This window comes from Nocardioides sp. NPDC057577, from assembly GCF_042801335.1.
Classification (GTDB): Bacteria; Actinomycetota; Actinomycetes; order Propionibacteriales; family Nocardioidaceae; genus Nocardioides.
This window is the reverse complement of the sequence record NZ_JBHVGB010000077.1, coordinates 1-25,344: the sequence shown is the minus strand read 5'-3', so window position 1 is coordinate 25,344 and position 25,344 is coordinate 1. Positions and strand designations below refer to the sequence as shown.

General features: G+C 70.8%; 22 protein-coding genes. 20 read left to right on the top strand and 2 right to left on the bottom strand.

Going from position 1 to position 25,344, the window contains the following annotated elements:
* Positions 1-71: 71 nt before the first annotated feature.
* Both ACFU7D_RS16335 and ACFU7D_RS16330 read right to left on the bottom strand, forming a co-directional pair.
* Positions 72-1,115: a methyltransferase domain-containing protein gene (locus tag ACFU7D_RS16335; protein ID WP_378868801.1), complete on the bottom strand. Its 1,044-nt coding sequence runs from the start codon at positions 1,113-1,115 to the stop codon at positions 72-74.
* Between the two features lie 25 nt (positions 1,116-1,140).
* Entirely contained in the window at positions 1,141-2,133 is a 993-nt protein-coding gene (locus ACFU7D_RS16330; protein ID WP_378868799.1) for a glycosyltransferase family 2 protein, read from the bottom strand.
* A 153-nt stretch (positions 2,134-2,286) separates the two neighbouring features.
* On the opposite strand from ACFU7D_RS16330, the gene ACFU7D_RS16325 reads away from it, so the two are divergent.
* From ACFU7D_RS16325 to ACFU7D_RS16230, 20 genes are all read left to right on the top strand, one after another.
* Positions 2,287-2,541: a hypothetical protein gene (locus ACFU7D_RS16325; protein ID WP_378729147.1), complete on the top strand. Its 255-nt coding sequence runs from the start codon at positions 2,287-2,289 to the stop codon at positions 2,539-2,541.
* A gap of 18 nt (positions 2,542-2,559) precedes the next feature.
* On the top strand, positions 2,560-3,702 hold the full coding sequence (gene ftsY / locus ACFU7D_RS16320) for a signal recognition particle-docking protein FtsY (RefSeq protein WP_378729166.1): 1,143 nt from the start codon (positions 2,560-2,562) through the stop codon (positions 3,700-3,702).
* A gap of 30 nt (positions 3,703-3,732) precedes the next feature.
* Complete coding sequence (locus tag ACFU7D_RS16315) at positions 3,733-4,938, top strand: ROK family transcriptional regulator (RefSeq protein ID WP_378729148.1); 1,206 nt, start codon at positions 3,733-3,735, stop codon at positions 4,936-4,938.
* A gap of 155 nt (positions 4,939-5,093) precedes the next feature.
* A complete protein-coding gene (locus ACFU7D_RS16310) occupies positions 5,094-7,226 on the top strand; it encodes a PQQ-dependent sugar dehydrogenase (protein WP_378868797.1) in 2,133 nt (710 codons plus the stop codon).
* A 230-nt stretch (positions 7,227-7,456) separates the two neighbouring features.
* Positions 7,457-8,737, top strand: a complete 1,281-nt coding sequence (locus ACFU7D_RS16305; protein WP_378868795.1) for an ROK family protein — start codon at positions 7,457-7,459, stop codon at positions 8,735-8,737.
* Positions 8,734-10,293 (top strand): sugar ABC transporter ATP-binding protein, encoded by a 1,560-nt coding sequence (locus ACFU7D_RS16300; RefSeq protein WP_378729151.1) that lies wholly within the window; start codon positions 8,734-8,736, stop codon positions 10,291-10,293. Before ACFU7D_RS16305 ends, ACFU7D_RS16300 begins: the two co-directional genes overlap by 4 nt.
* Positions 10,290-11,339: an ABC transporter permease gene (locus ACFU7D_RS16295; RefSeq protein WP_378868793.1), complete on the top strand. Its 1,050-nt coding sequence runs from the start codon at positions 10,290-10,292 to the stop codon at positions 11,337-11,339. Before ACFU7D_RS16300 ends, ACFU7D_RS16295 begins: the two co-directional genes overlap by 4 nt.
* Positions 11,340-11,419: 80 nt before the next feature.
* Positions 11,420-12,457: a substrate-binding domain-containing protein gene (locus tag ACFU7D_RS16290; RefSeq protein WP_378729153.1), complete on the top strand. Its 1,038-nt coding sequence runs from the start codon at positions 11,420-11,422 to the stop codon at positions 12,455-12,457.
* An 82-nt stretch (positions 12,458-12,539) separates the two neighbouring features.
* Positions 12,540-13,715, top strand: coding sequence for a Gfo/Idh/MocA family protein (locus ACFU7D_RS16285; protein WP_378868790.1), 1,176 nt, complete (start codon positions 12,540-12,542; stop codon positions 13,713-13,715).
* 78 nt (positions 13,716-13,793) lie between these two features.
* Positions 13,794-14,627, top strand: coding sequence for a ThuA domain-containing protein (locus tag ACFU7D_RS16280; RefSeq protein WP_378868787.1), 834 nt, complete (start codon positions 13,794-13,796; stop codon positions 14,625-14,627).
* Positions 14,624-15,787: an inositol-3-phosphate synthase gene (locus ACFU7D_RS16275; RefSeq protein ID WP_378868784.1), complete on the top strand. Its 1,164-nt coding sequence runs from the start codon at positions 14,624-14,626 to the stop codon at positions 15,785-15,787. The genes ACFU7D_RS16280 and ACFU7D_RS16275 overlap by 4 nt, the downstream gene beginning before the upstream one ends.
* Positions 15,784-16,632, top strand: a complete 849-nt coding sequence (locus ACFU7D_RS16270; RefSeq protein WP_378868781.1) for an SCO3242 family prenyltransferase — start codon at positions 15,784-15,786, stop codon at positions 16,630-16,632. The genes ACFU7D_RS16275 and ACFU7D_RS16270 overlap by 4 nt, the downstream gene beginning before the upstream one ends.
* Entirely contained in the window at positions 16,629-17,507 is an 879-nt protein-coding gene (locus ACFU7D_RS16265) for a sugar phosphate isomerase/epimerase family protein (RefSeq protein WP_378868779.1), read from the top strand. The genes ACFU7D_RS16270 and ACFU7D_RS16265 overlap by 4 nt, the downstream gene beginning before the upstream one ends.
* Entirely contained in the window at positions 17,504-18,100 is a 597-nt protein-coding gene (locus tag ACFU7D_RS16260) for an EboA domain-containing protein (RefSeq protein WP_378868776.1), read from the top strand. The genes ACFU7D_RS16265 and ACFU7D_RS16260 overlap by 4 nt, the downstream gene beginning before the upstream one ends.
* Entirely contained in the window at positions 18,100-18,972 is an 873-nt protein-coding gene (locus ACFU7D_RS16255) for a TatD family hydrolase (protein WP_378868774.1), read from the top strand. Before ACFU7D_RS16260 ends, ACFU7D_RS16255 begins: the two co-directional genes overlap by 1 nt.
* Positions 18,969-20,153, top strand: a complete 1,185-nt coding sequence (gene eboE, locus ACFU7D_RS16250; RefSeq protein WP_378729161.1) for a metabolite traffic protein EboE — start codon at positions 18,969-18,971, stop codon at positions 20,151-20,153. The genes ACFU7D_RS16255 and eboE overlap by 4 nt, the downstream gene beginning before the upstream one ends.
* Positions 20,150-21,520, top strand: coding sequence for an alkaline phosphatase family protein (locus ACFU7D_RS16245; protein WP_378868769.1), 1,371 nt, complete (start codon positions 20,150-20,152; stop codon positions 21,518-21,520). The genes eboE and ACFU7D_RS16245 overlap by 4 nt, the downstream gene beginning before the upstream one ends.
* 17 nt (positions 21,521-21,537) lie before the next feature.
* A complete protein-coding gene (locus ACFU7D_RS16240) occupies positions 21,538-22,545 on the top strand; it encodes a sugar phosphate isomerase/epimerase family protein (protein WP_378729163.1) in 1,008 nt (335 codons plus the stop codon).
* Between the two features lie 31 nt (positions 22,546-22,576).
* The gene (locus ACFU7D_RS16235; protein ID WP_378729164.1) at positions 22,577-23,533 is read left to right on the top strand and encodes a sugar phosphate isomerase/epimerase family protein; all 957 of its coding nucleotides are present in this window, start codon (positions 22,577-22,579) and stop codon (positions 23,531-23,533) included.
* A gap of 175 nt (positions 23,534-23,708) precedes the next feature.
* Entirely contained in the window at positions 23,709-25,277 is a 1,569-nt protein-coding gene (locus tag ACFU7D_RS16230) for a glycosyltransferase (protein WP_378868767.1), read from the top strand.
* Positions 25,278-25,344 lie beyond the last annotated feature (67 nt).

Sequence of the window (25,344 nt, the reverse complement as noted above, 5' to 3'; positions counted from 1 at the left end):
CAACCGCACGCCTCGCTCGCTTCGCTTCGCTCCAAGGCGTGCAGTTGCGCCGACTCGGCTACACACCAGGACTACTTCTCGAAGACTGCCTGGTCCAGGACGCGGCGCTCGTCGTCGGCGAGGACGACGAGCTCCTCGCGGGTGAGGCCGGTGCCTTCGCCGGTGGGGGAGAGGTTGATGAAGAACTCGTGCTTGACGGTGTCGTGGAAGGACGTCTCCCGCATCGAGACGAAGTCGAGGTCGGCGAGGTCCTGGAGCAGCAGGCGGAGGTGGTTGGGGGTGCAGACCCAGTTGTGGGTGTCGATGTAGCGCTCGCCGCGCCGGGCCTCCTCGCCGTTGGCCTTCACGGTCTCCAGGCCGTTGGCGAAGCTGTAGTCGCCCTTGTGGCGCGGGCCCCACGCGGTGATGCCGCCGTGCTTGGCCGCGTTGAGACGTTCCTCGATGACCGCGCCCATCGTGTGCACCGACGACGGGTAGAGCGAGGCGTCGATGACGCGCGAGAGCGAGGCGCGCTCGCGGAACCGGTCGAAGCAGTAGCGGTGGTCGGGGATGACCAGCGCCAGCACCCCGTCAGGACGCAGCAGCTTCTCGCACTCGTTGAGGAAGTCGATCATCGAGGTGGTGTGCTCGATGACGTGGGAGGCGACGACGAGGTCGAAGCGTTCCGGGATCACGTCCGACCAGGGCGTTCCCGGCCGGAAGACGTAATCGACCTCCTCGATGTCATCGGGGTCGTACTGCGAGAAGCCCGCATAGCGCTGAACCAGACCCCCGCGGTCGAGATAGTCGACGATGCGTACGTCATAGCCGTCCCGCTTGGGCAGGATCGCGTTGTGCGCGGGGCCGATCTCCAGGATCAGGGCGTCGGGCTTGACCCCGGCGAGCACCTGCTCGCGGCGCAGCTCGAGCCGGTCCAGGCCGGGGATGGCCGGGACCGCGGTGGTGCGGTTTCGGTCGCCCTGCAACCCCTCCACCTTCGTACGCAGCTTCTGGTTGCGCTGCTTGAGCTCGTCGATCCGGCCGTGCAGGCGCGCGGCCTCGGCATCGGCGGCACGGACGGTCTGCAGACCTGCGGCGGCGAGGCCGCGGCGTACGGCGCCCCTGAAGGTGGGCAAGACAGGTCCTCCTGAGAAGAGAGTTTCAGCGTTTGCGGGGTGGGATGTAAGGCTCGGCGGCCAGTGCGGCCCGGCCGCGCTCGGCGCCGAGCGCGTGCTCGTCGTCGGGGACGGCCTTGTCGTTCGCGGGGTCGAGCACGTCACGCATGAGATCGGGGGCGAGCGAGCGGCCGAGCACGATGTGCAGGTGGTGGGTCAGCCAGTCGTCGAACGAGTAGTCGCCGGAGAAGGCGCCGGCGGCGAGCTCGGCCCGGGTGGGCGTGCGCGCGAGGTAGGCGTCCTGCAGCGTGCCGTTCAGGTAGCGCTGGTAGTCGCGCATCCCGTGGTGGCGGGGGCTCGGTTTCAGGTCCGGGTTGGCCTCGTAGCCCTTGCCGGCGTTGATCACCTTGCGCTCCAGCTGGGCCCAGGAGCGCCACGGGAGGTGGAGCACCTCGAGAGCGACCTCGTCGGCGGGCTGGCCGTTGCTCATCATCGAGACGAAGTGGTTGCCCTGGACGACCTTGATGTCCGACTCGCCGCGGTGGATGGCGTTGGGCGTCGGGTGGGCGTGGAGCCCGACCGCCTCGAGGCGCTCGTCGGGGCGTCGGTCGCGCCACTGGAGCCGGTTGATGCCGCCGCCCGTCCAGGCGGGCGGGCCGACGAGGTTCTCCACCTCGACGGTGAACGCGTTCAGCGACAGGGGAGTGGCCTCGAGCGCCTGACGTACGGTCAGGCCCTTGTCCTTGGGCACCAGGAACTCGTCGGCGTCGAGGTTGAGGACCCAGTCGGCGCGGAAGTGCGTGCGGGCACGTCGGGCCATCGAGGTGACGACCTTGCCCTGCTGCTTCTCGTGGACGGGGTCGTGGTGGAGCTCGACCTGTCCCGTCGCGGCGTAGCGTTCGAGCACCTCGGTGGTGCCGTCGACCGACGCGTTGTCAGTGACGATCAACGTGTCGACACCCTGGTCCAGGTGGTGCTCGATCATCGCGGCGACGATGTCGACCTCGTCCCGGACCATCATTGTCCCGATGATCCTCATGCCGTGAAACCCTACCGGCCTGGTGCGGGTTGTCGAGATCCCGCGCCGTACGCCGGGATGCGCGCGGGCGCGCGCGGCGTTGTGGGCTCGGGACGCGAGGTGTGCAAGGGTGGACGCCGTCCGTGCGTATCCAGAAGGGGGCTGGCCGAGCCAGTGCTGACCATCCTTGTCATCTTCGTGGCGATGCTGCTCATCGTCACGCTGGCCGGACTCGTGATCGTCTACACGGTCTTCCCCCACCGCGGACAGAAGATGCCGTACGTCTCCAAGCTCGGCGAGGCGATGGAGCGGGCCGTCGACACGGCCCCCACGCTCAGTCCGGCCACGCGCCTGCAGGCCCGCCGCGAGGACCGTCTCACCGAGCTGTTCGGTGAGCGCAAGCCAGGAACTACGGAAAAGAACCGCTAGTTTGATTGGATGAGGCCCATGGACATGGTCACCCTCATCGTCATCATCGCGGTCGCCGCTGTCGCGATCATCGGCGGCGGCATCGTCGGTCTGGTCACCAGCACCCGGCGCCGCAAGGAGCGTTCGCTGCCGACCCAGGCGGGGACCGACACCATCACCCGTCCGGAAGAACCGACGGTCGAGGAGGCCACCCCCGGGGAGGCCGAGCCGGCGACGGCGGAACCCGCCGCGCCGGTCATCGAGAAGCCGGAGAGCACCGCCTCGCGCCTGGTGCGGCTGCGCCAGCGCCTGGCCGGCTCCAACGCGCTGGGCCGCGGGCTGCTCAACCTGCTCTCGTCCGACCAGCTCGACGAGGACACCTGGGAGGCCATCGAGGATCTGCTGCTCACCGCCGACATCGGCGTCGCCCCGACCCAGGAGCTGGTCGACGGGCTGCGCACCCGGCTGCGCGTCGAGGGTGGCAAGTCCGACGCCAAGGCGGCGCTGCGCGACGAGCTGATCAAGCTGGTCGACCCCGGCATGGACCGCCGGCTCCAGGTCAGCGGCACCGACGGCGCCCCCGGCGTGGTGCTGATGGTCGGCGTCAACGGCACCGGCAAGACCACCACCACCGGCAAGCTCGCCCGGATCCTGGTCTCCGAGGACCGCAAGGTCGTCCTCGGTGCCGCCGACACCTTCCGTGCCGCGGCCGCCGAGCAGCTGACCACCTGGGGTGAGCGGGTCGGCGTCGAGGTCGTCCGCGGCCCGGAGGGCACCGACCCGGCCAGCGTCGCCTTCGACTCGGTCAAGGAGGGGCTCGACACCGGCGTCGACACCATCATCGTCGACACCGCCGGCCGGCTGCAGAACAAGGCCGGCCTGATGGACGAGCTCGGCAAGGTCAAGCGCGTCATCGAGAAGCAGACCCCGGTCACCGAGGTCCTGCTCGTCCTCGACGCCACCACCGGCCAGAACGGCCTCATCCAGGCCCGCGTCTTCAGCGAGGCCGTCGCGGTCAGCGGCATCGTCCTCACCAAGCTCGACGGCTCCGCCAAGGGCGGCATCGTGGTCGCCGTCCAGCGCGAGCTCGGCGTCCCGGTCAAGCTCGTCGGCCTCGGTGAGGGCCCCGACGACCTGGCCCCGTTCACCCCGGAGGCCTTCGTCGACGCGCTCCTGGGCTAGCAGGCGGTGCCACGTGGCAGGATCGCCGGTATGCGCCACTCACTCGCCGGCCGGGCCGAGACCTCCATGCAGGCACGACTGCTCGCCCAGCTCCGCGACGAGGGCCCGCTGTCGCGGGTTCAGCTCGCCGACCGGCTGAGCGTCTCCCGCACCACGATCGCGGCCGAGGTCGGCCGGCTCACCGAGCTGGGCATGGCCCACGAGGTCGGGCCGGCGGCCTCCCGGGGCGGTCGCCGCTCGACCCTGGTCGACCTCGCGCCGGACATCCGGTTCGTCGGCATCTCGATCGGCGCCACCAGCATGTCGGTGGGCCTCACCGACGGTCGGCTGTCGGTGATCGGCACCCGCACTCGGGCGTGCGACATCCGCAGCGGCCCGGAGAAGGTGCTCGCGACCGCGCTCGACGAGGTGCGCGCGCTCCTGGACGAGCACGGCGTCTCCGAGCCGATGGGCGCGGGGATCGGCGTACCCGGACCGGTCGACTTCCACCGTGGCGTCTCGGTGTCGCCGCCGATCATGCCCGGTTGGGACGGCTACCCGGTGCGCGACGCGGTCGCCCGGGAGCTGGGCTGCCCGGTCGTGCTCGACAACGACGTGAACGTCCTCGCGGCCGGGGAACAGCACGCGGGCGTCGCCCGGACCGCCCGTGACTTCCTCTACGTCAAGATCGGCACCGGCATCGGCTGCGGGATCGTCGTCGACGGCGACCTCTACCGCGGCGTCGACGGCTGCGCCGGCGACATCGGCCACATCCGCGTCGAGGACTTCGGACCCACCTGCGCGTGCGGCAACACCGGCTGCCTGGAGGCGTTCTCCGGAGGCGCTGCGCTGGCCCGTGAGGCGCTCGCCGCGGCCCGTTCCGGACGCTCTCCGGTGCTGGCCGAGCTGCTCGCGGAGAAGGGTGAGCTGAGCGCCGAGGACATCGCCGTCGCGGTGGCCCGCGGCGACGCCCAGGCGGTCCAGCTCATCCGGGAGAGCGGACACCGCATCGGCCAGGTCCTCGCCAGCCTGGTCTCGTTCTTCAACCCCGGCCTGATCGTCATCGGCGGCAGGGTCAGCAAGCTGGGTCACGGGCTGCTCGCCGAGATCCGCAGTGTGACCTACCGCCGCTCGCTGCCGTTGGCGACCGGCAACCTCCCGATCGTGCTCAGCGAGCTGGGTGACGAGGGTGGCGTCATCGGGGCCGCCCACCTGATCAGCGCCTCGGTCTACGCGCCCAGCAGCGGAGAGGCGTAGACCCGGCTCCCGACCGCCTCAGAGGCGCACTATCGTTCCATCTTTCGAAATCTTCTTGCGAAAGTACGCAAGTCACTTGACGTGACCGGCGTCACATCGCTACGTTCGCGAACGATCTCGCTCCCCTCCACGACAGCGAGAGAAGGAGATGGACCGTGCGCAGATTCACCCTCTGGAGCGTCGCCACCACCGTGGTCTCCGGCCTCCTGGTTCTCCCCATCACCACGTCCGCGGACGCGGCCCCCACGGCCGCCCCACCGCCGGACACCGACTTCGAGAAGGTGACGCTCAACGATCGCCCCGGTGAGCCGATGGACCTCGCGGTCCTGCCCAACGGGGACGTCCTCCACACCACCCGTGCCGGGAAGGTGTGGCTCAACGACGCCGACACCGGTGTCAACACCGTCGCGGCCGAGTTCGACGTCTACCAGCACGACGAGGAGGGGCTGCAGAGCATCGCTCTGGACCCCGGATACAACGGCCGCAGCAACAAGTGGGTCTACGTCTACTACTCACCCGTCCTGGACACCCCCGTCGACGACCCGGCCACACCCGGCGTCAACGAGGGCGACGCCCCGGCGAACGGCACCCCGGCCGACTTCGAGCCGTTCAAGGGCGCCATCCGCCTCTCCCGCTTCCAGTTCTCACGCGGGGAGATCGACCTGTCCACCGAGCAGCAGATCCTCGACGTACCTGTCGACCGGGGCCGCTGCTGTCACGTCGGCGGCGACATCGTCTTCGACTCCCAGGGCAACCTGATCCTCGCCACCGGCGACGACACCGACCCGTTCTCGTCCGACGGGTACGCGCCGCTCGACGACAGCGCGGGTCGCAGCCCGGCCTTCGACGCGCGGCGCACCTCGGCCAACACCAACGACCTGCGCGGCAAGCTGCTCCGGATCAAGCCGGGACGTACCGGCGGCTATACCGTCCCGAAGGGCAACCTCTTCAAGCCTGGTACGCCGAAGACCCGCCCGGAGATCTACACGATGGGTCTGCGCAACCCGTTCCGGATCGAGATCGACCCGGAGTCCGACCGGATCTTCGTGGCCGACTACTCGCCCGACGCCTCCTCGGCGAACCCCGACCGCGGCCCGGCCGGCCAGGGCAAGTGGACCGTGGTCAGCGAGCCGGTCAACTACGGCTGGCCGCTGTGTGCGACCTCCGAGATGCCCTACCGCGACTACGACTTCGCGACCGGGACCTCGGGGCCGGCGTTCGACTGTGACGCGCCGGTCAACGACTCGCGGCACAACACCGGCCTGACCCAGCTCCCGCCGGTCAGCCAGCCGACCGTCTGGTACACCTACGGCGCGTCCGCCGAGTTCCCCGAGCTCGGCACCGGCGGCATCGCTCCGATGGCCGGCCCGGCGTACGACTACGACAAGGCGGCCACGAAGGACCCGCGCTCGGGCGCCTGGCCGAAGTACTACGACGGCATCCCGATCTTCGCGGAGTGGGGCCGGGACTACCTCAAGGGCATGCGGATCGACGATGACGGTGAGCTGACCGGGATCGAGGCGGTGCTCTCCACCTTCGTCACCGACAACGTGATGGACCTGGAGTTCGGCAAGAACGGCTCGCTCTACATGCTCGAGTACGGCGACGGGTTCTTCAGTGAGAACGAGGAGGCTCAGGTCTCCCGGATCGACTACATCGCCCGCACCGGCAACCACACCCCGAAGCCGGTGATCAGCGCCGACAAGACCGGAGGTGACGCGCCGCTGAGCGTGGCCTTCGACAGCGCCGGGACGACCGACCCCGACGGTGACCAGCTCACCTATCAGTGGGACTTCGACGGCGACGGCAGGTTCGACGCCACCGGGGCGACCGCCACCCACACCTACGGCGAGCCGGGGGTCTACAAGGCCACCCTGACGGTCACGGACAAGGGTCGCGCTCCGGGGCGCGGCAAGCACGCCTCGGCCGACGTCGACGTGATCGTCGGCAACGCCGTCCCGGTGGTGACGCTGACGACCAGCCCGGCTCCGGGTGAGGCGTTCCACTTCGGCGACACCGTCCAGTTCCAGGTCGAGGTCGCCGACGACCAGGCGGTCGACTGCTCCAGGGTCTCGGTGACGTACGTCCTGGGTCACGACGAGCACGGGCACCCGCAGACCACGGCGAACGGCTGCAGCGGTTCGATCGTGACCACGGTCCCCGGCGGTCACGACCCGGGCGAGGACGAGCTGAACGCCGTCTTCGTGGCGGAGTACACCGATCCGGGCGAGGGTGACATCCCGGCGCTGACGGGCAGTGACGAGGTGGTGCTCGCACCCAGCGAGTGACCCTCGAGATCCATCGGGAAGGGGCATCCGGCCGATCGTGGCCGGGTGCCCCTTTCGCCTACTTTGTCCAATTACTTTTCAAAGTTCGACAGAAACTTTGCAGAAACCGCCACGAAAGGGTTGTACAACGTGAGCGGTGTCACTAGTTTGTCTCTCGGTCACCGAATTCTGTGACTGCCATCACAGGCCGCGTCTGTGATGGACGCCTATACCCCGGACAGGAGACGACCGTGCGCGACGCAGACATCACCGTGCGGGTCTCCGCCACCGCCGACCCGGCCGCCGTCCGGACCGCGCGGATGGGCCTGCTCCTGCGGTCGCTGCGCGAAGGCGGGCCGCGCTCGCGGGGCCGCCTGGCCGAGGAGACCGGACTGACCCGTACGGTCGCCAACGGCCTGGTCGACGAGCTCGCCGAGCTCGGGCTGGTCTCCTGCGAGGACGCCGACCGCCGCGGCGCCGGCCGCCCCGGTGTCCAGGTCCGACTCAACGGCAGCTCGGTGTGCGGGGTCGGCGCGGAGATCAACGTCGATCATCTCGCCGTCGTCGCCGTCGACCTCGCCGGGACCGTGATCGCCGAGTTCCGCCGCGGCATCGACGGCCGGAGTCTTGCCCCCGAGGGCGTACTGGCTGAGCTCGCCGGGCTGGTCGCCGACGCCCTCGCCGAGGCACGGACCGCCGGTGCCGCCGTCACGGGCGTCACCGTCGGCGTCGCGGGCCTCGTCGACACCGCCACGCAGCGGGTCACCCTCGCCCCCAACCTCGGCTGGCGCGACATCGACGCCGCCGAGGACGTACGCCGCCGGCTCGGCGCCATGGCAGGGTCGGTGCGGCCCGTGCCGCCGGTGCGCGTGGCCAACGAAGCCACCCTCGCCGCCACCGCCGAGCTCGACCCCACCGACGCCGACCGCGCCGACATGGTGGTGCTCTACGGCGAGGTCGGCCTGGGTGGCGCGATCGTCAGCGGCGGCCGAGTCGCCCCGGGGCGGCACGGCTGGGCAGGGGAGATCGGCCATCTCCCGGTCGACCCTCGCGGTCGGCTCTGCGGCTGCGGCCGCACCGGCTGCTGGGAGACCGTGGTCGGTCTGCGGGCGCTGCTGGAGTCGGCCACCGACCCCGACGACCCGGTTCGCGACCCCGTGCTGACCCTGGAGGAGCGGCTCGCCACCCTGGTCGAGCGGGCCCGGCTCGCCGACGGCCGCACCCTGGCGGCGCTGGACGAGGTCGGCACCTGGCTCGGCACCGGCGCAGCCGTGCTCGTCAACACGCTCAACCCCGGCACCGTCGTGCTCAGCGGCTACTTCGCCGTGCTCGGCGAGTGGCTGCGTCCGGCCGTCGAGGCACGGCTCGCCGCCGACGTCCTCGCGCCGCGGGCCGGCGGCACCCGGGTCGCGATCTCGGCCTTCGGCCCCACCGCCGCCGTCCGCGGCGGCGCACTGGTCTCCCTGGAGCCGGTGCTCTCCGACCCCACCGCCCTCGCCGATCTGCCCGAACTGCACGGAGGAACCCGATGACCCAGAGCCCGAAGCCGTCGCCGGACGGCCCCGCCGCCAGCGCAGAGGGGGGTGGCGTACTGCTCGAGATGACCGGGATCGTGAAGCGGTTCCCCGGCGTGCTGGCCCTCGGCGGCGTCGATCTCGACGTCCGCGCGGGGGAGGTGCACTGCCTGCTCGGCCAGAACGGCGCCGGCAAGTCGACCCTGATCAAGGTGCTCTCGGCGGCGTACCAGCCCGACGAGGGAGAGATCCTCTGGGAGGGCGAGCCGGTCCGGCTGACCACGCCGGTCGCGGCCATGAAGCGCGGCATCTCGACGATCTACCAGGAGCTCGACCTGGTGCCCGGCCTCACCGTCACCGAGAACATCTTCCTCGGCCACGAGCTCGCCACCGCCGGGTTCAGCCGCCGCGCGGAGGCGACCCAGCGGGTGCGTACGCTCCTGGCCCGGCTCGGCCACAGCGAGGTCGACCCGAACCGCCTGGTCGGCGACCTCTCGCCCGCCGGGCAGCAGATCGTCAGCATGGCGCGCGCGCTGTCCCACGACACCCGCCTGCTCATCCTCGACGAGCCGTCGGCCGTCCTCGACCAGGAGGAGGTGGACAACCTCTTCCGGGTGATGCGCGGTCTCACCGCGGAGGGTGTCGCGATCATCTACATCTCTCACCGTCTCGAGGAGATCCGCCAGATCGGCGACCGGATCACGGTCCTCAAGGACGGCCGCACCGTGGCGACCGGCCTCTCGGTCGAGGAGACGCCGACCCGGGAGCTGATCACGCTGATGACCGGCCGCCAGATCGAGTACGTCTTCCCCGAGCGCCCCGCGACGCGACCCGGTCAGGACGGCACGCCGGTGCTCGAGGCCACCGGCCTGTCCGGCGACCGCTTCCACGACGTCGACCTCCGTGTCCACGCGGGCGAGATCGTCGGTCTGGCCGGCCTGGTCGGCTCCGGCCGCTCGGAGATCCTCGAGACCGTCTACGGCGCTCGCCGCTCCAGCGCGGGCACGGTCACCGTCAACGGCCGCCGGCTGCGCCGAGGTTCGGTGCGAGCCGCGGTGGCCGCCGGGATCGGCCTGGCTCCCGAGGAGCGCAAGAGCCAGGCGCTGCTGCTCGACCAGGCGGTCTACCGCAACGTGACCGTCTCGTCCATGAGCCGGTTCTCCAAGGCCAGCTTCCTCGACAGCGGCGCCGAGCGCCGGGCCGCCGAGGAGCTCAGCCGCTCGCTCGACGTACGTCCGGCCGGGGTGGACCGGCCGGTCCGCAACCTGTCGGGCGGCAACCAGCAGAAGGTCGTGCTCGCCCGGTGGCTGCTGCGCGACTGCAAGGTGCTGCTCCTCGATGAGCCCACCCGGGGCGTCGACGTCGGGGCACGCACCGAGATCTACAACCTCGTCCGCCGCCTGGCCGACGAAGGTGTCGCCGTGGTCGTGGTGTCCAGCGAGGTGGAGGAGGTGCTCGGTCTCGCCGACCGGGTCCTCGTCATCAGCGAGGGCTCCGTCGTCCACGAGGGACCCGCCACCGAGATCGATGAGTCGAAGGTCCTGGACCTCGTGATGGAAGGAGAGGTCGCATGAGCGACACACCGACCGGGGCTGTGACCCCGGCCGACACCGCTCGGGTGGAGAAGGAGGCGGCCCGCCGGGCCGAGCCCGGCGGTCTCGGTCAGCTGTTGCGCAGCGGCGCGGGCCACAACCTCGGCCTGGTCCTGGCGCTGGCGCTGCTGGCCGTCATCGGCACCGCTACGGCCGGTGAGCGGTTCGCCTCGGTCGACAACGTGATGACCATCTTGCGACTGGCCGCGGTGATCGGCGTGGTCAGCATCGGGATGACCTTCGTCATCACCGGTGGCGGCATCGACCTCTCCGTGGGTGCGCTGGTCGCGCTCTCCTCGATCTGGTGCACCACGGTGGCCACCCAGACGATGGCGAACGACATCCATTGGATCATCATCGTCACCACCGCCCTTCTGGTCGGTGCCGGCGCTGGATTGATCAACGGGTTGTTGATCGCATACGGCGGGGTGGTCCCGTTCATCGCCACGCTGGCGATGATGGCGAGCGCCCGCGGTCTGGCCGAGATCATCTCGGCGCGCAAGACCCAGATCATCAGCGTGCCGGGCTTCACCGACGCGTTCTCCCGAGACATCCTCGGCATCTCGGTGCTGATCTGGATCTTCGCCATCGTGGCCGTGATCGGCTGGGTCCTGCTCAACCGCACCACCTTCGGCCGACGCACGCTGGCCATCGGCGGCAACCCGGAGGCCTCGCGCCTGGCCGGCATCAACGTACGCCGCCACACCGTGCTCCTCTACGTGCTCGTCGGCCTCTGCTGCGGCATCGCCGCGGTGATGCTGATCAGCCGCACCACGACCGGCAGCGCCACCCACGGCCAGCTCTACGAGCTGGACGCCATCGCAGCGGTCGTCATCGGCGGCACCCTGCTCGCCGGCGGGCGCGGCAACATCGTCGGCACCGTCTTCGGGGTGCTGATCTTCATGACCCTCACCAACGTGTTCGTGCTCAACAACCTCTCGATCTCCGCCCAGGCCTTCACCAAGGGCCTGATCATCATCGCCGCCGTGCTGCTGCAGAAGCGGTTCTCACGACAGCCCGGGTCATGACCGCCCGACGCCGTCCTCCCAGCCGTCCTCGGGTCTCGGACTCATCCCTCCTCCACCCTTCCACGCTCTAGGAGCACCTCATGAAACTGAAGTCCACAGCAAAGATCCTCGTCGCCGGTCTCTCGGTGCTCGCCCTCTCGGCCTGCATCAGCAACACCCCCGAGAAGTCCGAGAACGTCGGTGGCACCTCCAACGCCGAAGCCGGTTCCAACGACGAGAAGGGCGACACGGTCGTCATCGGCTTCTCGGCTCCCGCCGCCGACCACGGCTGGATGGGTGCGATCAGCGAGCAGGCCAAGACTGCTGCCGAGGCCTACGAAGACGTCGAATTCCGCCTGGCGGAGGGCACCAACGAGGTCGGCCTGCAGATCAGCCAGGTCGAGACCTTCATCAACGACAAGGTCGACGCCATCGTGCTGCTGCCCTTCGACGGCGCCGCGTTGACGCCGGTGGCTCTCAAGGCGATGGAGGCCGGCATCCCGGTCATCAACGTCGACCGTGAGTTCAACGACCCCAACGCCGCCCGGGTCACCGTCCTCGGCGACAACTACGGCATGGGCGTCTCGGCCGGTGAGTACGTCTGTGAGCAGGCCGACGGCAAGACCGACGCTGTCGTCGCCGAGATCGCCGGCATCGACTCGCTGCCGCTGACCCAGGACCGCAGTAAGGGCTTCAAGGACGCGCTGGCCAAGTGTGACCTCGACGTCGACAACCGGGTCGCCGCGGACTTCACCGTCGAGGGCGGCGAGAAGGCGGCCTCCAACCTGCTCCAGGCCGCGCCGAAGATCGACTTCCTGTGGAACCACGACGACGACCAGGGCGTCGGCGTGCTCGCCGCGATCAACAACGCGGGCCGTGACGAGTTCACCATGGTCGGCGGTGCCGGCTCGGCCAACGCGATGCGCGAGATCGAGGCCGACAAGGGCGTCCTCAAGGCGACGGTCATCTACCCCTCCACCCAGGCTGCCGACGGCATCAAGCTCGCCCGGCTCCTGGCGCAGGACAAGGCCATGTCCGACCTGGTCGAGGTGACCGTGCCGCGCACCATCCAGCTGGACGCGCCGGTCGTCACCAAGGAGAACGTGGAGGAGTTCCTCCCCACGGCCTTCGAGTCCTGACCGAGCCCGACCCAGCCAGACCGCAAGATCGCTCCGTGCTCGGGCACGGAGCGACACCACCGAAACACAGGATCGAGTTCCGATGACCGAGCAGAAAGCCACGCTCGGTGTGGGGATGATCGGCTATGCCTTCATGGGCGCCGTCCACTCCCACGCCTGGCGCAGCGCCCACCGCTTCTTCGACCTTCCCCTGACCCCGCGGATGCAGGTCCTCTGCGGCCGTGACGCGACTCGCGTGGCCGAGGCCGCCACCCGGTTCGGCTGGGAGGAGAGCGTCACCGACTGGCGCGACGTGATCGCCCGCGACGACGTCGACCTGGTCGACGTGTGCACGCCCGGTGACACCCACGCGGAGATCGCGATCGCCGCGCTCGAGGCCGGCAAGCACGTGCTGTGCGAGAAGCCGCTGGCCAACAGCGTGGCAGAGGCCGAGCGGATGGCCGCGGCCGCGGCGGTGGCAGCCGAGCGGGGAGTGCGGGCGATGGTGGGGTTCACCTACCGCCGCGTCCCCGCGATCGCGCTGGCCCGGAAGCTGGTCGCCGACGGTCGTCTCGGAGAGCTCCACCACGTCCGCGCGCAGTATCTCCAGGACTGGCTGGCCGACCCCGAAGCCCCGCTGAGCTGGCGCCTCGACAAGACCAAGGCCGGCTCGGGAGCGCTCGGTGACATCGGCGCCCACGTCATCGACCTGACCCAGCACATCACCGGTGACCGGATCCTGGAGGTCTCCGGGATGCTGGAGACGTTCGTCAAGGAGCGCCCGGTGGCCGAGAGCTCGTCCGGGCTCTCCGCCACCGCCGGGGCCGAGCGCGGGCCGGTCACCGTCGACGACGCCGCGCTCTTCCTGGCGCGGTTCGCCGGGGGAGCGGTCGGCTCCTTCGAGGCCACCCGGTTCGCCACCGGTCGCAAGAACGCGATCCGGATCGAGATCAACGGGTCGAAGGGCAGCCTGGCCTTCGACTTCGAGGACATGAACGTCCTGCACTTCCACGACGCGACCCTGCCGGACACCGAAGGCGGCTTCCGCCGGATCGTGGTCACCGAGCCCGAGCACCCATGGGTCGCGGGCTGGTGGCCGCCGGGTCACGGCCTCGGCTACGAGCACGGCTTCACCCACCAGGCCGTCGACCTCGTCCAGGCGCTCGGGGACGGCACCGAGCCGACGCCGACGTTCGCCGACGGACTCCAGGTGCAGCGTGTGCTCGCCGCGGTCGAGACCAGCTCCGACACCCGGACGTGGCAGGAGATCCCCACCTGACCCACTCCGCCGCCGCGCCCGCGCCCTGAATCGACCTCTGGAATGACTCAGCCACTCAGCTCGGAAGGGACACTCATCATGAAGTACGGATCGAGAAGGTTCAGAACTCTGATCGCGGGCGCGGCTGTGGTGGCCGTCGCCGCCCTGGCGCCGGCGCCGTCCGCCACTGCCGACCGCCCTGCCGACCGCCCTGCCGACCGCCCTGCTGGGGGTCATGGGCACGGGACGTACGACGTTCTGGTGTTCTCCAAGACCGCTGGGTTCCGGCACGGCTCCATCCCCGACGGCATCGCGGCGATCGAGAGGCTGGGGGCCGAGAACGGCTTCACGGTGACCGCCACCGAGGACGCGGCGGTGTTCAACGACACCGACCTGGCGGCGTACGAGGCGGTGCTGTGGCTCTCCACCACCGGTGATGTGCTCGATGCGGGGCAGCAGGCGGCATTCGAGCGCTACATCCAGGGCGGTGGTGGCTATGTGGGTGTGCACGCCGCGTCCGACACCGAGTACGATTGGCCCTGGTACGGCGGCCTCGTCGGTGCCTACTTCGCCGGTCACCCCGCCCAGCAGACGGCGACGGTGAAGGTGCACGGGCACAACACCGCTGCGACCGCCGAGCTGCCGAAGCGGTGGACCCGCTGGGACGAGTGGTACAGCTTCCGTGACCGTCCGGCGGACTCGATCCGGGTCCTCGCCGACCTCGACGAGCGCAGCTATGACCCGGGTCCGTACGCGATGGGCAACCCGCACCCGATCGCCTGGTGCCACCGCTACGACGGCGGCCGTGCCTTCTATACCGGTATGGGTCACACCACGGAGTCCTACACCGAGCCGGAGTTCCTCTCCCACGTGCTCGGCGGCATCCAGATGGTCGCCGGGGTCTCCCGGTTCCGCTGCGAGGCGGACCGATGAGCGCGCGGGTCGGGCTCTGGCTCGTCGGTGCCTGCGGCTCGGTGGGGGTCACGACGACGGTCGGTGCGCTGGCGGTCAGAGCCGGGCTCGCCGGACGGGTCGGGCTGGTTGCCGAGCAGCCGGAGATCGCCGTCGCCGGGCTGCCCTCGCTGGGTGATCTGGTGATCGGTGGGCACGACCTGAGGGCGGACCCGTTGCTGAAGCGGGCCGAGCGGCTCGCCGCGGGCGGGGTCGTCCCCGCCGGGATCCTGCCGGCGATCGCCGGTGAGCTCGAGGAGGTCGAGGGGCGGCTGCGTACGGGCTATGACCCGGCGGGCGCCGAGCCCCAAGGTGTCGCGGTCGAGCGTTTGACCGCCGACCTCGTGGCCTTCCGCGAGGAGCACGGGCTCGAGCGCGTCGTCGTGGTGGATGTGGCGAGCACCGAGCCGCCGGCCCAGGTCACCGACGGCGGACCGCTCGCCGATCCCGACGCCCTCGACGCGGCGCTGGCCGCGGGCGAGTCGCCGCTGCCGGGCAGCTCCGTCTACGTCCTGGCCGCCTACCGGGCCGGTTGCCCGGTGGTCTCGTTCACGCCGAGTCCCGGGCCGCGGCTTCCGGTGCTCGTCACCCTCGCCGACCGGGCCGGGCTCCCGTGGGCGGGCTCGGACGGGAAGACCGGGGAGACGCTGCTGAAGTCGGCGCTGGCGCCGATGTTCTCGACACGGGCCCTGCAGGTCAACGCCTGGGCGTCGTACAACATGCTCGGTGGCGGGGACGGCGCCACGCTCGCCGACCCGGCCAACGCGCAGAGCAAGCTCGTCACCAAGGCCCAGGGGCTGGAGGCGATGCTCGGTCACCCGGTGGAGGGGCCGATGCACATCGACTACGTGCCCGACCACGGCGACTGGAAGACCGCCATCGACCACGTCTCCTTCGAGGGCTTCCTCGGGGTGCGGATGTCGCTGCAGTTCACCTGGAGCGGCTGCGACTCGGCGCTGGCCGCGCCGCTGGTGCTCGACCTCGCCCGGCTCACCCTGCGGGCGGTCGAGGTGGGGGAGTCGGGACCGCTCCCGTTCGGGTTCTTCTTCAAGGACCCGGCGGGCTCGGACGAGCACCGGCTCGGCACCCAGTGGGAGGAGCTGGTCGCGTGGTGCGGCCGGGTCGGCCAGGTGGGTGCATGACGTCTCGCGCCCGAGCCTTCGCCGAGCTCGTCCGGCTGCCGGCGGCCCTCACCGTGCCGGGCGACACCCTGGCCGGGGCCGCCGCGGCCGGTCCGCTGGGGGCGCGCGCGGTCGCGATGCCGGCTGCCTCGGTGGCGCTCTACTGGGCCGGGATGGCGCTCAACGACTGGGCCGACCGGGACCTCGACGCCGTCGAGCGCCCGGAGCGGCCGATCCCGTCGGGTCGGATCAGCCCGCGGCAGGCGCTGGGGGTGGCCGTCGGGCTGACCGCGGCGGGCGTCGGGCTGGCCGCTCTCGTCGGGGGCCGTCCGGCCGCGGCGACGGCGGCAGCCCTGGCCGGATCGGTATGGGCCTACGACACCGTCCTCAAGGACACCCCGGCCGGACCGGTCGCGATGGCCGCGGCCCGAGGCCTCGACGTGCTCCTCGGGGCGGCTGCTGCCGGACGTACGCGGGCCGGGCTGGTGCCCGCCGGTCTGCTCGCCGCGCACACGGCCGGGGTCACCCTGCTGAGCCGGGGCGAGGTCCACGGCACCCGGCCCCTCACCGCGGGCCTCGCCGGTGCCGTCACGGTCGCGACCGCGGCCGCGGCGGCCGGCCACGGCCGGGCGGCGCTTCCCGTCGCCCTCGCCGCGACGTACGCACACGGCGTCGGCTCCGCCCAGCTCGCCGCGGTCTCCTCGCCGGATGCCGGTACGGTCCGGCAGGCCACCGGTGCCGGGATCCGCGGGATGATCCCGCTCCAGGCCGCGCTCGTCGCCCGCCGCTCGCCGCTGGCCGCGGTCGCGCTGCTGGCCGCCGGCCCGATCGTCAAGGCTGCCTCGAAGGTGGTGTCGCCGACATGAGCACGACGAGCACGTTGCGGTTCGGCTACGGCACCAACGGCATGCACAGCCACCGGCTCGAGGACGCGCTGAGCCTTCTGGCAGCGCTGGGCTACGACGGGGTCGCGCTGACCCTGGACCACCTTCACCTGGACCCCTTCCGGCCGAACCTGGCGGGCCGGGTCGCCCAGGTCGGCCGCCGTCTGGACGAGCTCGGCCTCTCGGTCGTGATCGAGACCGGCGCTCGCTACATTCTCGATCCGCTCCGCAAGCACTACCCGACCCTGCTGCACGCGGGCACGGACGCGACCCGTCGGGTCGAGTATCTGCACCGGGCGGTCGAGGTGGCCGCCGACCTCGGCGCGGAGGCGGTCTCGTTCTGGTCGGGCACCCTGCCCGACGGCGTCGACGAGGACCGGGCCTGGGGACGCCTGTGCGACGGGGTGTGGCGGGTCCTCGACCTGGCGCAGCGCCGCGGGGTCGTGTGCGCCGTCGAGCCCGAGCCCGGGCACTTCGTCGACACCCTCGACGCCGTCCTCGAGCTGCGCCGGCGCCTCGACGACCCGGAGCTGCTGCGGGTCACCCTCGATCTCGGCCACGTGGTCTGCAACGAGCCTCGGGGGATGGCCGAGACCATCCGTCTGGCCGGTCCGCTGCTGGCCAACGTGCAGGTCGACGACATGGTCGAGGGCGTACACGAGCATCTGGAGCTGGGCACCGGCGAGGTCGACTTCGCCGAGGCCCTCGGTGCCCTGGTCGAGATCGGCTACACCGGGCTCGCCGCGCTCGAGCTGCCTCGCCAGTCCCACGCCGCCCCGGTCGTCGCCGAGCGCTCCCTCACCTTCCTGCGGGACACCCTCGCGGCCCTTCCCCGGTCCGAGGAGGTGGGTACATGAACGAGAAGCTCCTCGCACAGTGGTGCGCCGAGATCGAGGCCGACCCCACCAAGATCGGATCCCTGTTCCCGGCCGCGGCCAGGGAGGTCGGCCGCACGCCCGGAACCTCGGCCGAGCCCGGCGCGGAGCGGGTCGAGGACGGCGTACGCCTCCGGCTGCTGGTGGCGCTCGGCGGTGCCCTGGCCGGTGATCCGGACACGTTGAGCACCGAGGTGCACGACCTCTACCGCTTCGGCGACGCCGACGAGCGGCGGGCGGTCCTGCTCGGCCTCGGGGACCTCGACGACGCCCTCGGCGACCGCGCCCTCGACCTGGTCCACGACGCACTGCGCACCAACGACCCGCGCCTGGTGGCCGCGGCCCTGGGGACGTACGCCTTGCGGCTCGACGACGCCGCGTGGCGCCAGGCGGTGCTCAAGTGCCTCTTCGTCGGCGTACCTCTTCGTCTGGTCGCCGGTCTGGAGAGAGCCGACGACGAGCTGCGCCGGATGGTCGCCGACTACGCCGCCGAGCGGCGCGCGGCCGGCCGCGAGGTGCCCGCCGACGCGCTGTCCTTCCTGCCCGCCCCCACCCAGACCACTCGGGAGTCCTGATGCGCATCTTCGACCCGCACATCCACATGAGCTCGCGTACGACCGACGACTACGAGGCGATGGCGGCCGCCGGGGTCCAGGCCCTGGTGGAGCCGGCGTTCTGGCTCGGCCAGCCACGGACCAGCGTGGACTCGTTCGTCGACTACTTCGACGCGCTCGTCGGCTGGGAGCGGTTCCGGGCCTCGCAGTTCGGGATCGCCCACCACTGCACGATCGCGCTCAACCCGAAGGAGGCCAACGACCCGCGCTGCACGCCGGTGCTCGACCTGCTGCCGCGCTACCTCGCCAAGGACGGGGTGGTCGCGGTCGGCGAGGTGGGCTTCGACTCGATGACGGAGGATGAGGAGAAGGCGTTCAGCCGCCAGCTGGAGCTGGCCCGGGAGTTCGCGCTGCCGGCGCTGGTGCACACCCCCCACCGCGACAAGCTGGCCGGGACCCGACGCACCCTCGACCTCGTCGAGGCGGCCGGGATGGAGCCCGGGATGGTCGTCGTCGACCACCTCAACGAGGTGACGGTCGACGTCGTCGACGAGGCGGGTGCCTGGATGGGCTTCTCGATCTACCCCGACACCAAGATGGACCCCGACCGGATGGTCGCGATTCTTTCCCAAAGAGTTGAGGATGGCCGCGGTCTCGACCGGGTGCTGGTCAACTCCGCGGCGGACTGGGGGAAGAGCGACCCGCTGCGCACCCGGGCCACCGGCGAGGCGATGCTCGCCGCCGGCTTCACCGAGGACGACGTCGACCGGGTGCTGTGGCGCAACCCGGTGGAGTTCTTCGGCCAGAGCGGACGGCTCCTGCTCGATGCTCCCGAGACCGGCCAGGGTGACACCTTCGCGGGCAACTCGCTGCTGCGAGGTGAGCGCGCATGAGGTTCCGGCACCGCGACGGCACGGTCGTCCACCTCGGCTACTGCAGCAACGTGCACCCCGCCGAGGATGTCGACGGGATCCTCGACCAGCTCCGTCGCTATGCGGGGGAGGTCCGAGCCCGGCTCGGGGTCTCCCGCCTCGGCCTCGGCCTGTGGCTTCCGGCCGCGACCGCGCACGAGCTGGCCGCCGACCCGGCCACCCTCGACCGGCTGCGCGCGGGACTCGACCGCCACGGACTCGAGGTCGTCACCCTCAACGCCTTCCCGTACGCCGGGTTCCACGCCCCGGTGGTGAAGCGCGACGTCTACTCACCGGACTGGTCGACGCGACGCCGGCTCGACTACACCCTCGACTGCGCCCGGGTGCTGGCGGCGCTGCTGCCCGACGATGCGTCCCGCGGCAGCATCTCGACCCTGCCGCTGGGCTGGCGCACCCCGTGGTTCACCGACCGGGACCGGGCCGCGCGGGAGCTGATCGGCGAGCTCGCCGACGGTCTGGCCGGCATCGAATCCGAGCACGGCCGGACGGTGCGGGTCGGTTTCGAGCCGGAGCCCGGCTGTGTCGTGGAGACGACCCGGGACGCGGTGACCCGGCTCGCCGGGCTGGCCCCGGAGTATCTCGGCATCTGCGTCGACACCTGCCACCTCGCCACCCAGTTCGAGGACGCCACCGAGGCGCTCGACCGGCTGCACGTGGCTGGGCTGCCGGTCGTCAAGGTCCAGGTCTCGGCCGCCCTGCACGCCGACGACCCGAGCGACCCGGCGACGCGGGAGGCTCTGGCCTCCTACGCCGAGGACCGATTCCTGCACCAGACCCGCGAGCCGCGCGGAGGACGGGTGGACAGCCGAGACGACCTGCCCGAGGCGCTCACCGGCCATCGTCCGCTGCCGGCCGAGCATCCCTGGCGGGTGCACTTCCACGTACCTCTTCATGCCGATCCGGCCCCGCCGCTGCGCAGCACCCGCGACCACCTCGCCGGCACGCTCGACGCGCTCCTCGGCGGCCCGGTGGCCCACACCGACCACCTCGAGGTGGAGACGTACACCTGGGGAGTCCTGCCCGAGCAGGTCCGCCCCAATGGAGATGCCGGGCTGGTCGCGGGCATCGCGGCCGAGCTGGCCTGGACGCGCGACCGGCTCCTCGAGTCCGGTCTCGAACAGCTGCAGGAGGCCTCCGCATGAGCGTGCACGACGAGAAGCTGCTGGTCATCGACGTGGTCGGGATGACCCCCGAGCTGCTCCAGCACATGCCGCGGGTGCGGCAGGTGGGGGAGTCGGGGTTCACCGCCGAGCTCGGCACCGTGCTGCCCGCGGTCACCTGCTCGGTCCAGTCGACCTTCCTGACCGGCACCCTGCCGCGCGAGCACGGCATCGTCGGCAACGGCTGGTACTTCCGCGACCTCGGCGAGGTGCTCCTGTGGCGCCAGCACAACGCGTTGGTCCAGGGCGAGAAGCTCTGGGACGTCGTCCGCCGCCGGCGCCCCGGAGCGAAGGTCGCCAACATCTGCTGGTGGTACGCCATGGGCGCCGACGTCGACACCACCGTCACCCCGCGTCCGGCCTACCACGCCGACGGCAAGAAGTCGCCGGACTGCTGGACCTGGCCGCCCGAGCTCCACGACACCCTCACTGAGGAGCTCGGCCCGTTCCCGCTGTTCACCTACTGGGGTCCCACCGCCTCGATCAAGAGCTCGGCCTGGATCGTCGCGGCCGCACGCAAGGTCATGCCCGACCACGACCTCACCCTCGTCTACGTCCCGCATCTCGACTACGACCTGCAGCGGTTCGGCCCCGACAGCCCGCAGGCGGCCCAGGCCGCCCGCGACGTCGACGCCACCCTGGCGCCGCTGCTCGACGACGCCGAGGCCGCGGGCGTCCGGGTCGTGCTGCTGAGCGAGTACGGCATCACCCGCGCCACCCGGCCGGTCGACGTCAACCGGCTGCTGCGCCGCGAGGGCCTGCTCCACGTCCACCACAACGCCACCGGCGAGCTGCTCGACCCGTGGACCTCGCGGGCCTTCGCGGTCGCCGACCACCAGATCGCCCACGTCTACGTCAAGGACCCGGCCGACCTGGAACGCGTCCGGGACCTGCTCACCGGCCTCGACGGGGTCGCGGAGGTGCTCGACCGCGCCGGCCAGGCGGCGTACGGACTCGATCACGAGCGCGCGGGCGAGCTCGTCGTGGTGGCGGAGCCGGATGCCTGGTTCACCTACTACTACTGGCTCGACGACGCGAACGCGCCCGACTTCGCCCGCGGCGTCGAGATCCACAAGAAGCCCGGCTACGACCCCGCCGAGCTGTTCCTCGACCCCGAGGACCGCTGGGTCAAGCTGCGCGCCGCGACCACGCTGGCCCGCAAGACGGCCGGGCTGCGCTACGCGATGAGCGTGGTGCCGCTCGATCCCGCCCCGGTCTCCGGCAGCCACGGCCGGCTGCCGGACGACCCCGGGCGCGGCCCGGTGCTCGTCTGCTCCGACGCCTCTGTCAAACGCGACCGGTTCGAGGCCACCGAGGTCCGAGACCTGCTTGCTTCTCTGCTCCCCTGAGGAAGGACAAACACACCATGACCCGACCGATCACGCTCTTCACCGGCCAGTGGGCGGACCTGCCGTTCGAGGAGGTCTGCCGCCTCGCCTCCGAGTGGGGCTACGACGGCCTCGAGATCGCCTGCTGGGGCGACCACCTCGACCCCTGGCAGGCTGCCGAGGACGAGACGTACGTCCGGGCGAAGCTGGACCTTCTCGCCAAGCACAACCTGCAGGTCTTCGCGATCTCCAACCACCTCAAGGGCCAGGCGGTCTGCGACGACCCCATCGACCAGCGCCACCGAGACATCCTGCCCGCCAAGATCTGGGGCGACGGCGACCCCGAGGGCGTACGTCAGCGGGCCGCCGAGGAGATGAAGATGACCGCCCGGGCGGCGAAGAACCTGGGCGTCAAGACCGTCGTCGGCTTCACCGGCTCCTCGATCTGGAAGTACGTCGCGATGTTCCCGCCCGTCTCCCAGGAGATGGTCGAGGCCGGCTACCAGGACTTCGCCGACCGATGGAACCCGATCCTCGACGTCTTCGACGAGTGCGGGGTGCGGTTCGCCCACGAGGTGCACCCCTCCGAGATCGCCTACGACTACTGGTCGACGGTCGCCACGCTGGAGGCGATCGGTCACCGGGAGGCGTTCGGGCTCAACTGGGACCCCAGCCACATGGTGTGGCAGCAGGTCGACCCGGTCGGGTTCCTGTGGGACTTCCGCGACCGGATCTACCACGTGGACTGCAAGGACACGAAGATGCAGACCGGCAACGGCCGCAACGCCCGGCTCGGCTCCCACCTCGCCTGGGCCGACCCGCGCCGCGGCTGGGACTTCGTCTCGACCGGCCACGGCGATGTGCCGTGGGAGCAGTGCTTCCGGATGCTCAACTCCATCGGCTACGACGGCCCCATCTCCATCGAGTGGGAGGACGCCGGGATGGACCGGCTCATCGGCGCCCCCGAGGCGCTCGAGTTCGTCCGCCGGCTCGCCTTCGACGCCCCCGAGGCTTCCTTCGACGCGGCGTTCTCGACGGCCGACTGACCCGCAACACCCAAGAAGAAGGAGTTACGAGATGTGTTTTGGATTCGACGGTGACGGTGCGCTGCAGCGCTCACTCGAACAGCGCGGGCTCAGCCGGCGCTCCCTCATCCGCGGCGCCGCCGCGGGTGCTGCCGCGCTCGGGGTCAGCGGTGCTCTGGCCGCGCCGGCACAGGCCGCCGCCAGCTCCGGACGTGGGCACGGCGGCCGCCGGGTCCCGGCCGACAAGATCAGCATCCAGCTCTACACGCTGCGGTCGATCATGACCGGTGCAGGTGTCGACGCGACGCTGGCGAAGCTGGCGCAGATCGGCTACGACCGTGTCGAGTTGGCCGGTCTCTACGGGCGCACCGCCGCGGACATCCGAGGCGTCCTCGACGGGCTCGGGATCCGCTCCAACTCCAGCCACGACGGCCTGAGCAGCAGCTTCGCGGCGCTCGAGACCAAGTTCGACAACTCCGAGACGCTCGGGGTCCGCTACCTCAACGTGCCCTATCTGGCCTCCAGCTCGCTCTCCGACTGGCAGGCCTGGGCCGACCAGATGAACAACGAGGCGGCGGCCGCGAAGCGGCGCGGCTTCCGCTACGGCTACCACAACCACGCCCATGAGTTCACCACCGATCTCGGTGGCGGGGTCACGCCCTGGGACGTGTTCATGCGGGAGCTCGACCCGGCCTACGTCCACCTCGAGGTGGACCTCTACTGGGCCGTCACCGGTGGGGTGAACCTCGGCATGTCCAGCGACGACGCCATCGACTTCGCGATCGATGTCGTCGACCGGGCGCCGCTCGAGGTCCGCCAGTACCACGTCAAGGACCGCAACGAGGCCACCGGCGACCACGTCGACCTCGGCACCGGGTTCATCGACTTCGCCAAGATCTTCCGCGCCCACCAGGTCGAGGACTACATCGTGGAGAACGACAGCCCCGACGTCACCCCGATCCAGACCGCGGAGGTGGGCTACTCCTACCTGCGTGGCCTGCGCTTCTGACGTACGCCACCCCTGACTCGGCAGCCGCCCCCGACCCTCCCTCCGGGGCGGCTGCCGTCGTCTTCTGGACACTCGGTGAACCCGTCGAGAAGTTGAGATGACGACCATCCCCAACCGGTCGAGCGCCCCGTGTCGGGGGTCGCGAACCCTCGGTGAGGGTCATAGGCTGAAGACCATGCCATCGCCCCGGGTATCGCTGATCACCGCTGTCTACAACCCGCCCGCCGATGCCTTCGAGGACACGATCGCGTCGGTCCTCGGCCAGACCCACGAGGACTGGGAGTGGGTCCTCAGCGACGACCGCTCGCCGGCTCCGTGGGTGCTGCCGCGGCTGAGGGAGCTGGCCGCGAACGAGCCGCGGGTGCGGATCGTGGAGCGCGCGGAGAACGGCGGCATCGTGGCCGCGTCGAACTCGTCGCTGGCCGAGGCGACCGGCGAGCTGATCGCCCTGCTCGACCACGACGACGTGCTCGAGCCGATCGCGCTGGAGAAGATGGTCCGCACCTACGACCGGTTCGAGGACCTCGACTACGCCTACAGCGACCAGGACCTGATGTCGGACGCGGGGGAGCTCCGCGACGCCTACTACAAGCCCGACTGGTCCCCGGAGCGACTGCGCCACCACAACTACTGCACCCACTTCTCGGTGTTTCGCCGCTCCGTCGTGGAGGAGGTCGGCGGCTTCCAGGAGGGCTTCGACGGCTCCCAGGACCACGACCTCGTGCTGCGGGTCAGCGAGCGCGCGCGGCGCATCGTCCACGTCCCCGGCGCGCTCTACCACTGGCGCCAGGTGCCGGGCTCCGCCGCCGCGGACAACCACGCCAAGCCCTACGCCTGGGACGCCGGCGTACGCGCCGTGCAGGCCCATCTCGACCGGCTCGGGATCCGGGCCACGGCTTCGCACGGCGTCTCGCCCGGGCTCTACCGCGTCGAGCGGGAGCCCGACCTGGACACCCCGGTCAGCGTGATCATCCCGACCATCGGCACCAGTGCGATCGTGTGGGGCGAGAAGCGCGCGATGGTCGTCGAGACCGTCCGCTCCGTGGTCGCCTCGACCGAGCACCGCAACCTCGAGTTCGTGATCGTCTACGACACCCCGACCCCGGCCCCGGTGCTAGAGGCGCTGCGGGCGATCGAGGGAGCCGACATCAAGCTGGTCGAGTTCACCGAGAAGTTCAGCTTCAGCGCCAAGTGCAACGTCGGTGCCGCCCATGCGACCGGTGACGTCCTGGTCTTCCTCAACGACGACATGGAGGCCTACTCGCAAGGCGTCATCGAGAACCTGATCGCGCCGCTGCGTGAGGCGGGAGTCGGGATGACCGGTCCCAAGCTCCTCTTCGAGGACCTCCGTATCCAGCACGCCGGCCTGGTCTACGGCAGCGGCACCATCACCCACGCCTACTACCGGTCCCGCCCCGAGGAGCGGGGCAACCACGGCGAGCTGCACATCAACCGGGAGACCTCCGCGCTGACCGGCGCCTGCCTCGCCATGCGGCGCGAGGTCTTCTTCGACGCCGGTGGCTTCAGCGAACGGCTGCCGGTCAACTACAACGACGTCGACCTGTGCCTCAAGGTCCGTCGCTCACTGGGGCTGCGCCTCGTCTGGCTCCACGACGTCACCCTCTTCCACTTCGAGTCCATCAGCCGCGACAACGCCGTCCACGACTGGGAGAAGGACTTCATCAGCAACCGCTGGGGCAACTACAAGGACGTACGCGAGGCCTACTCCAACGGCGTCCGCTGACCCGGCGGGAAGCCGCCGAGTCGGCTCGTTCTGACCAAGAAAGCCGCCGAGTCGGCTCGTCCTGACG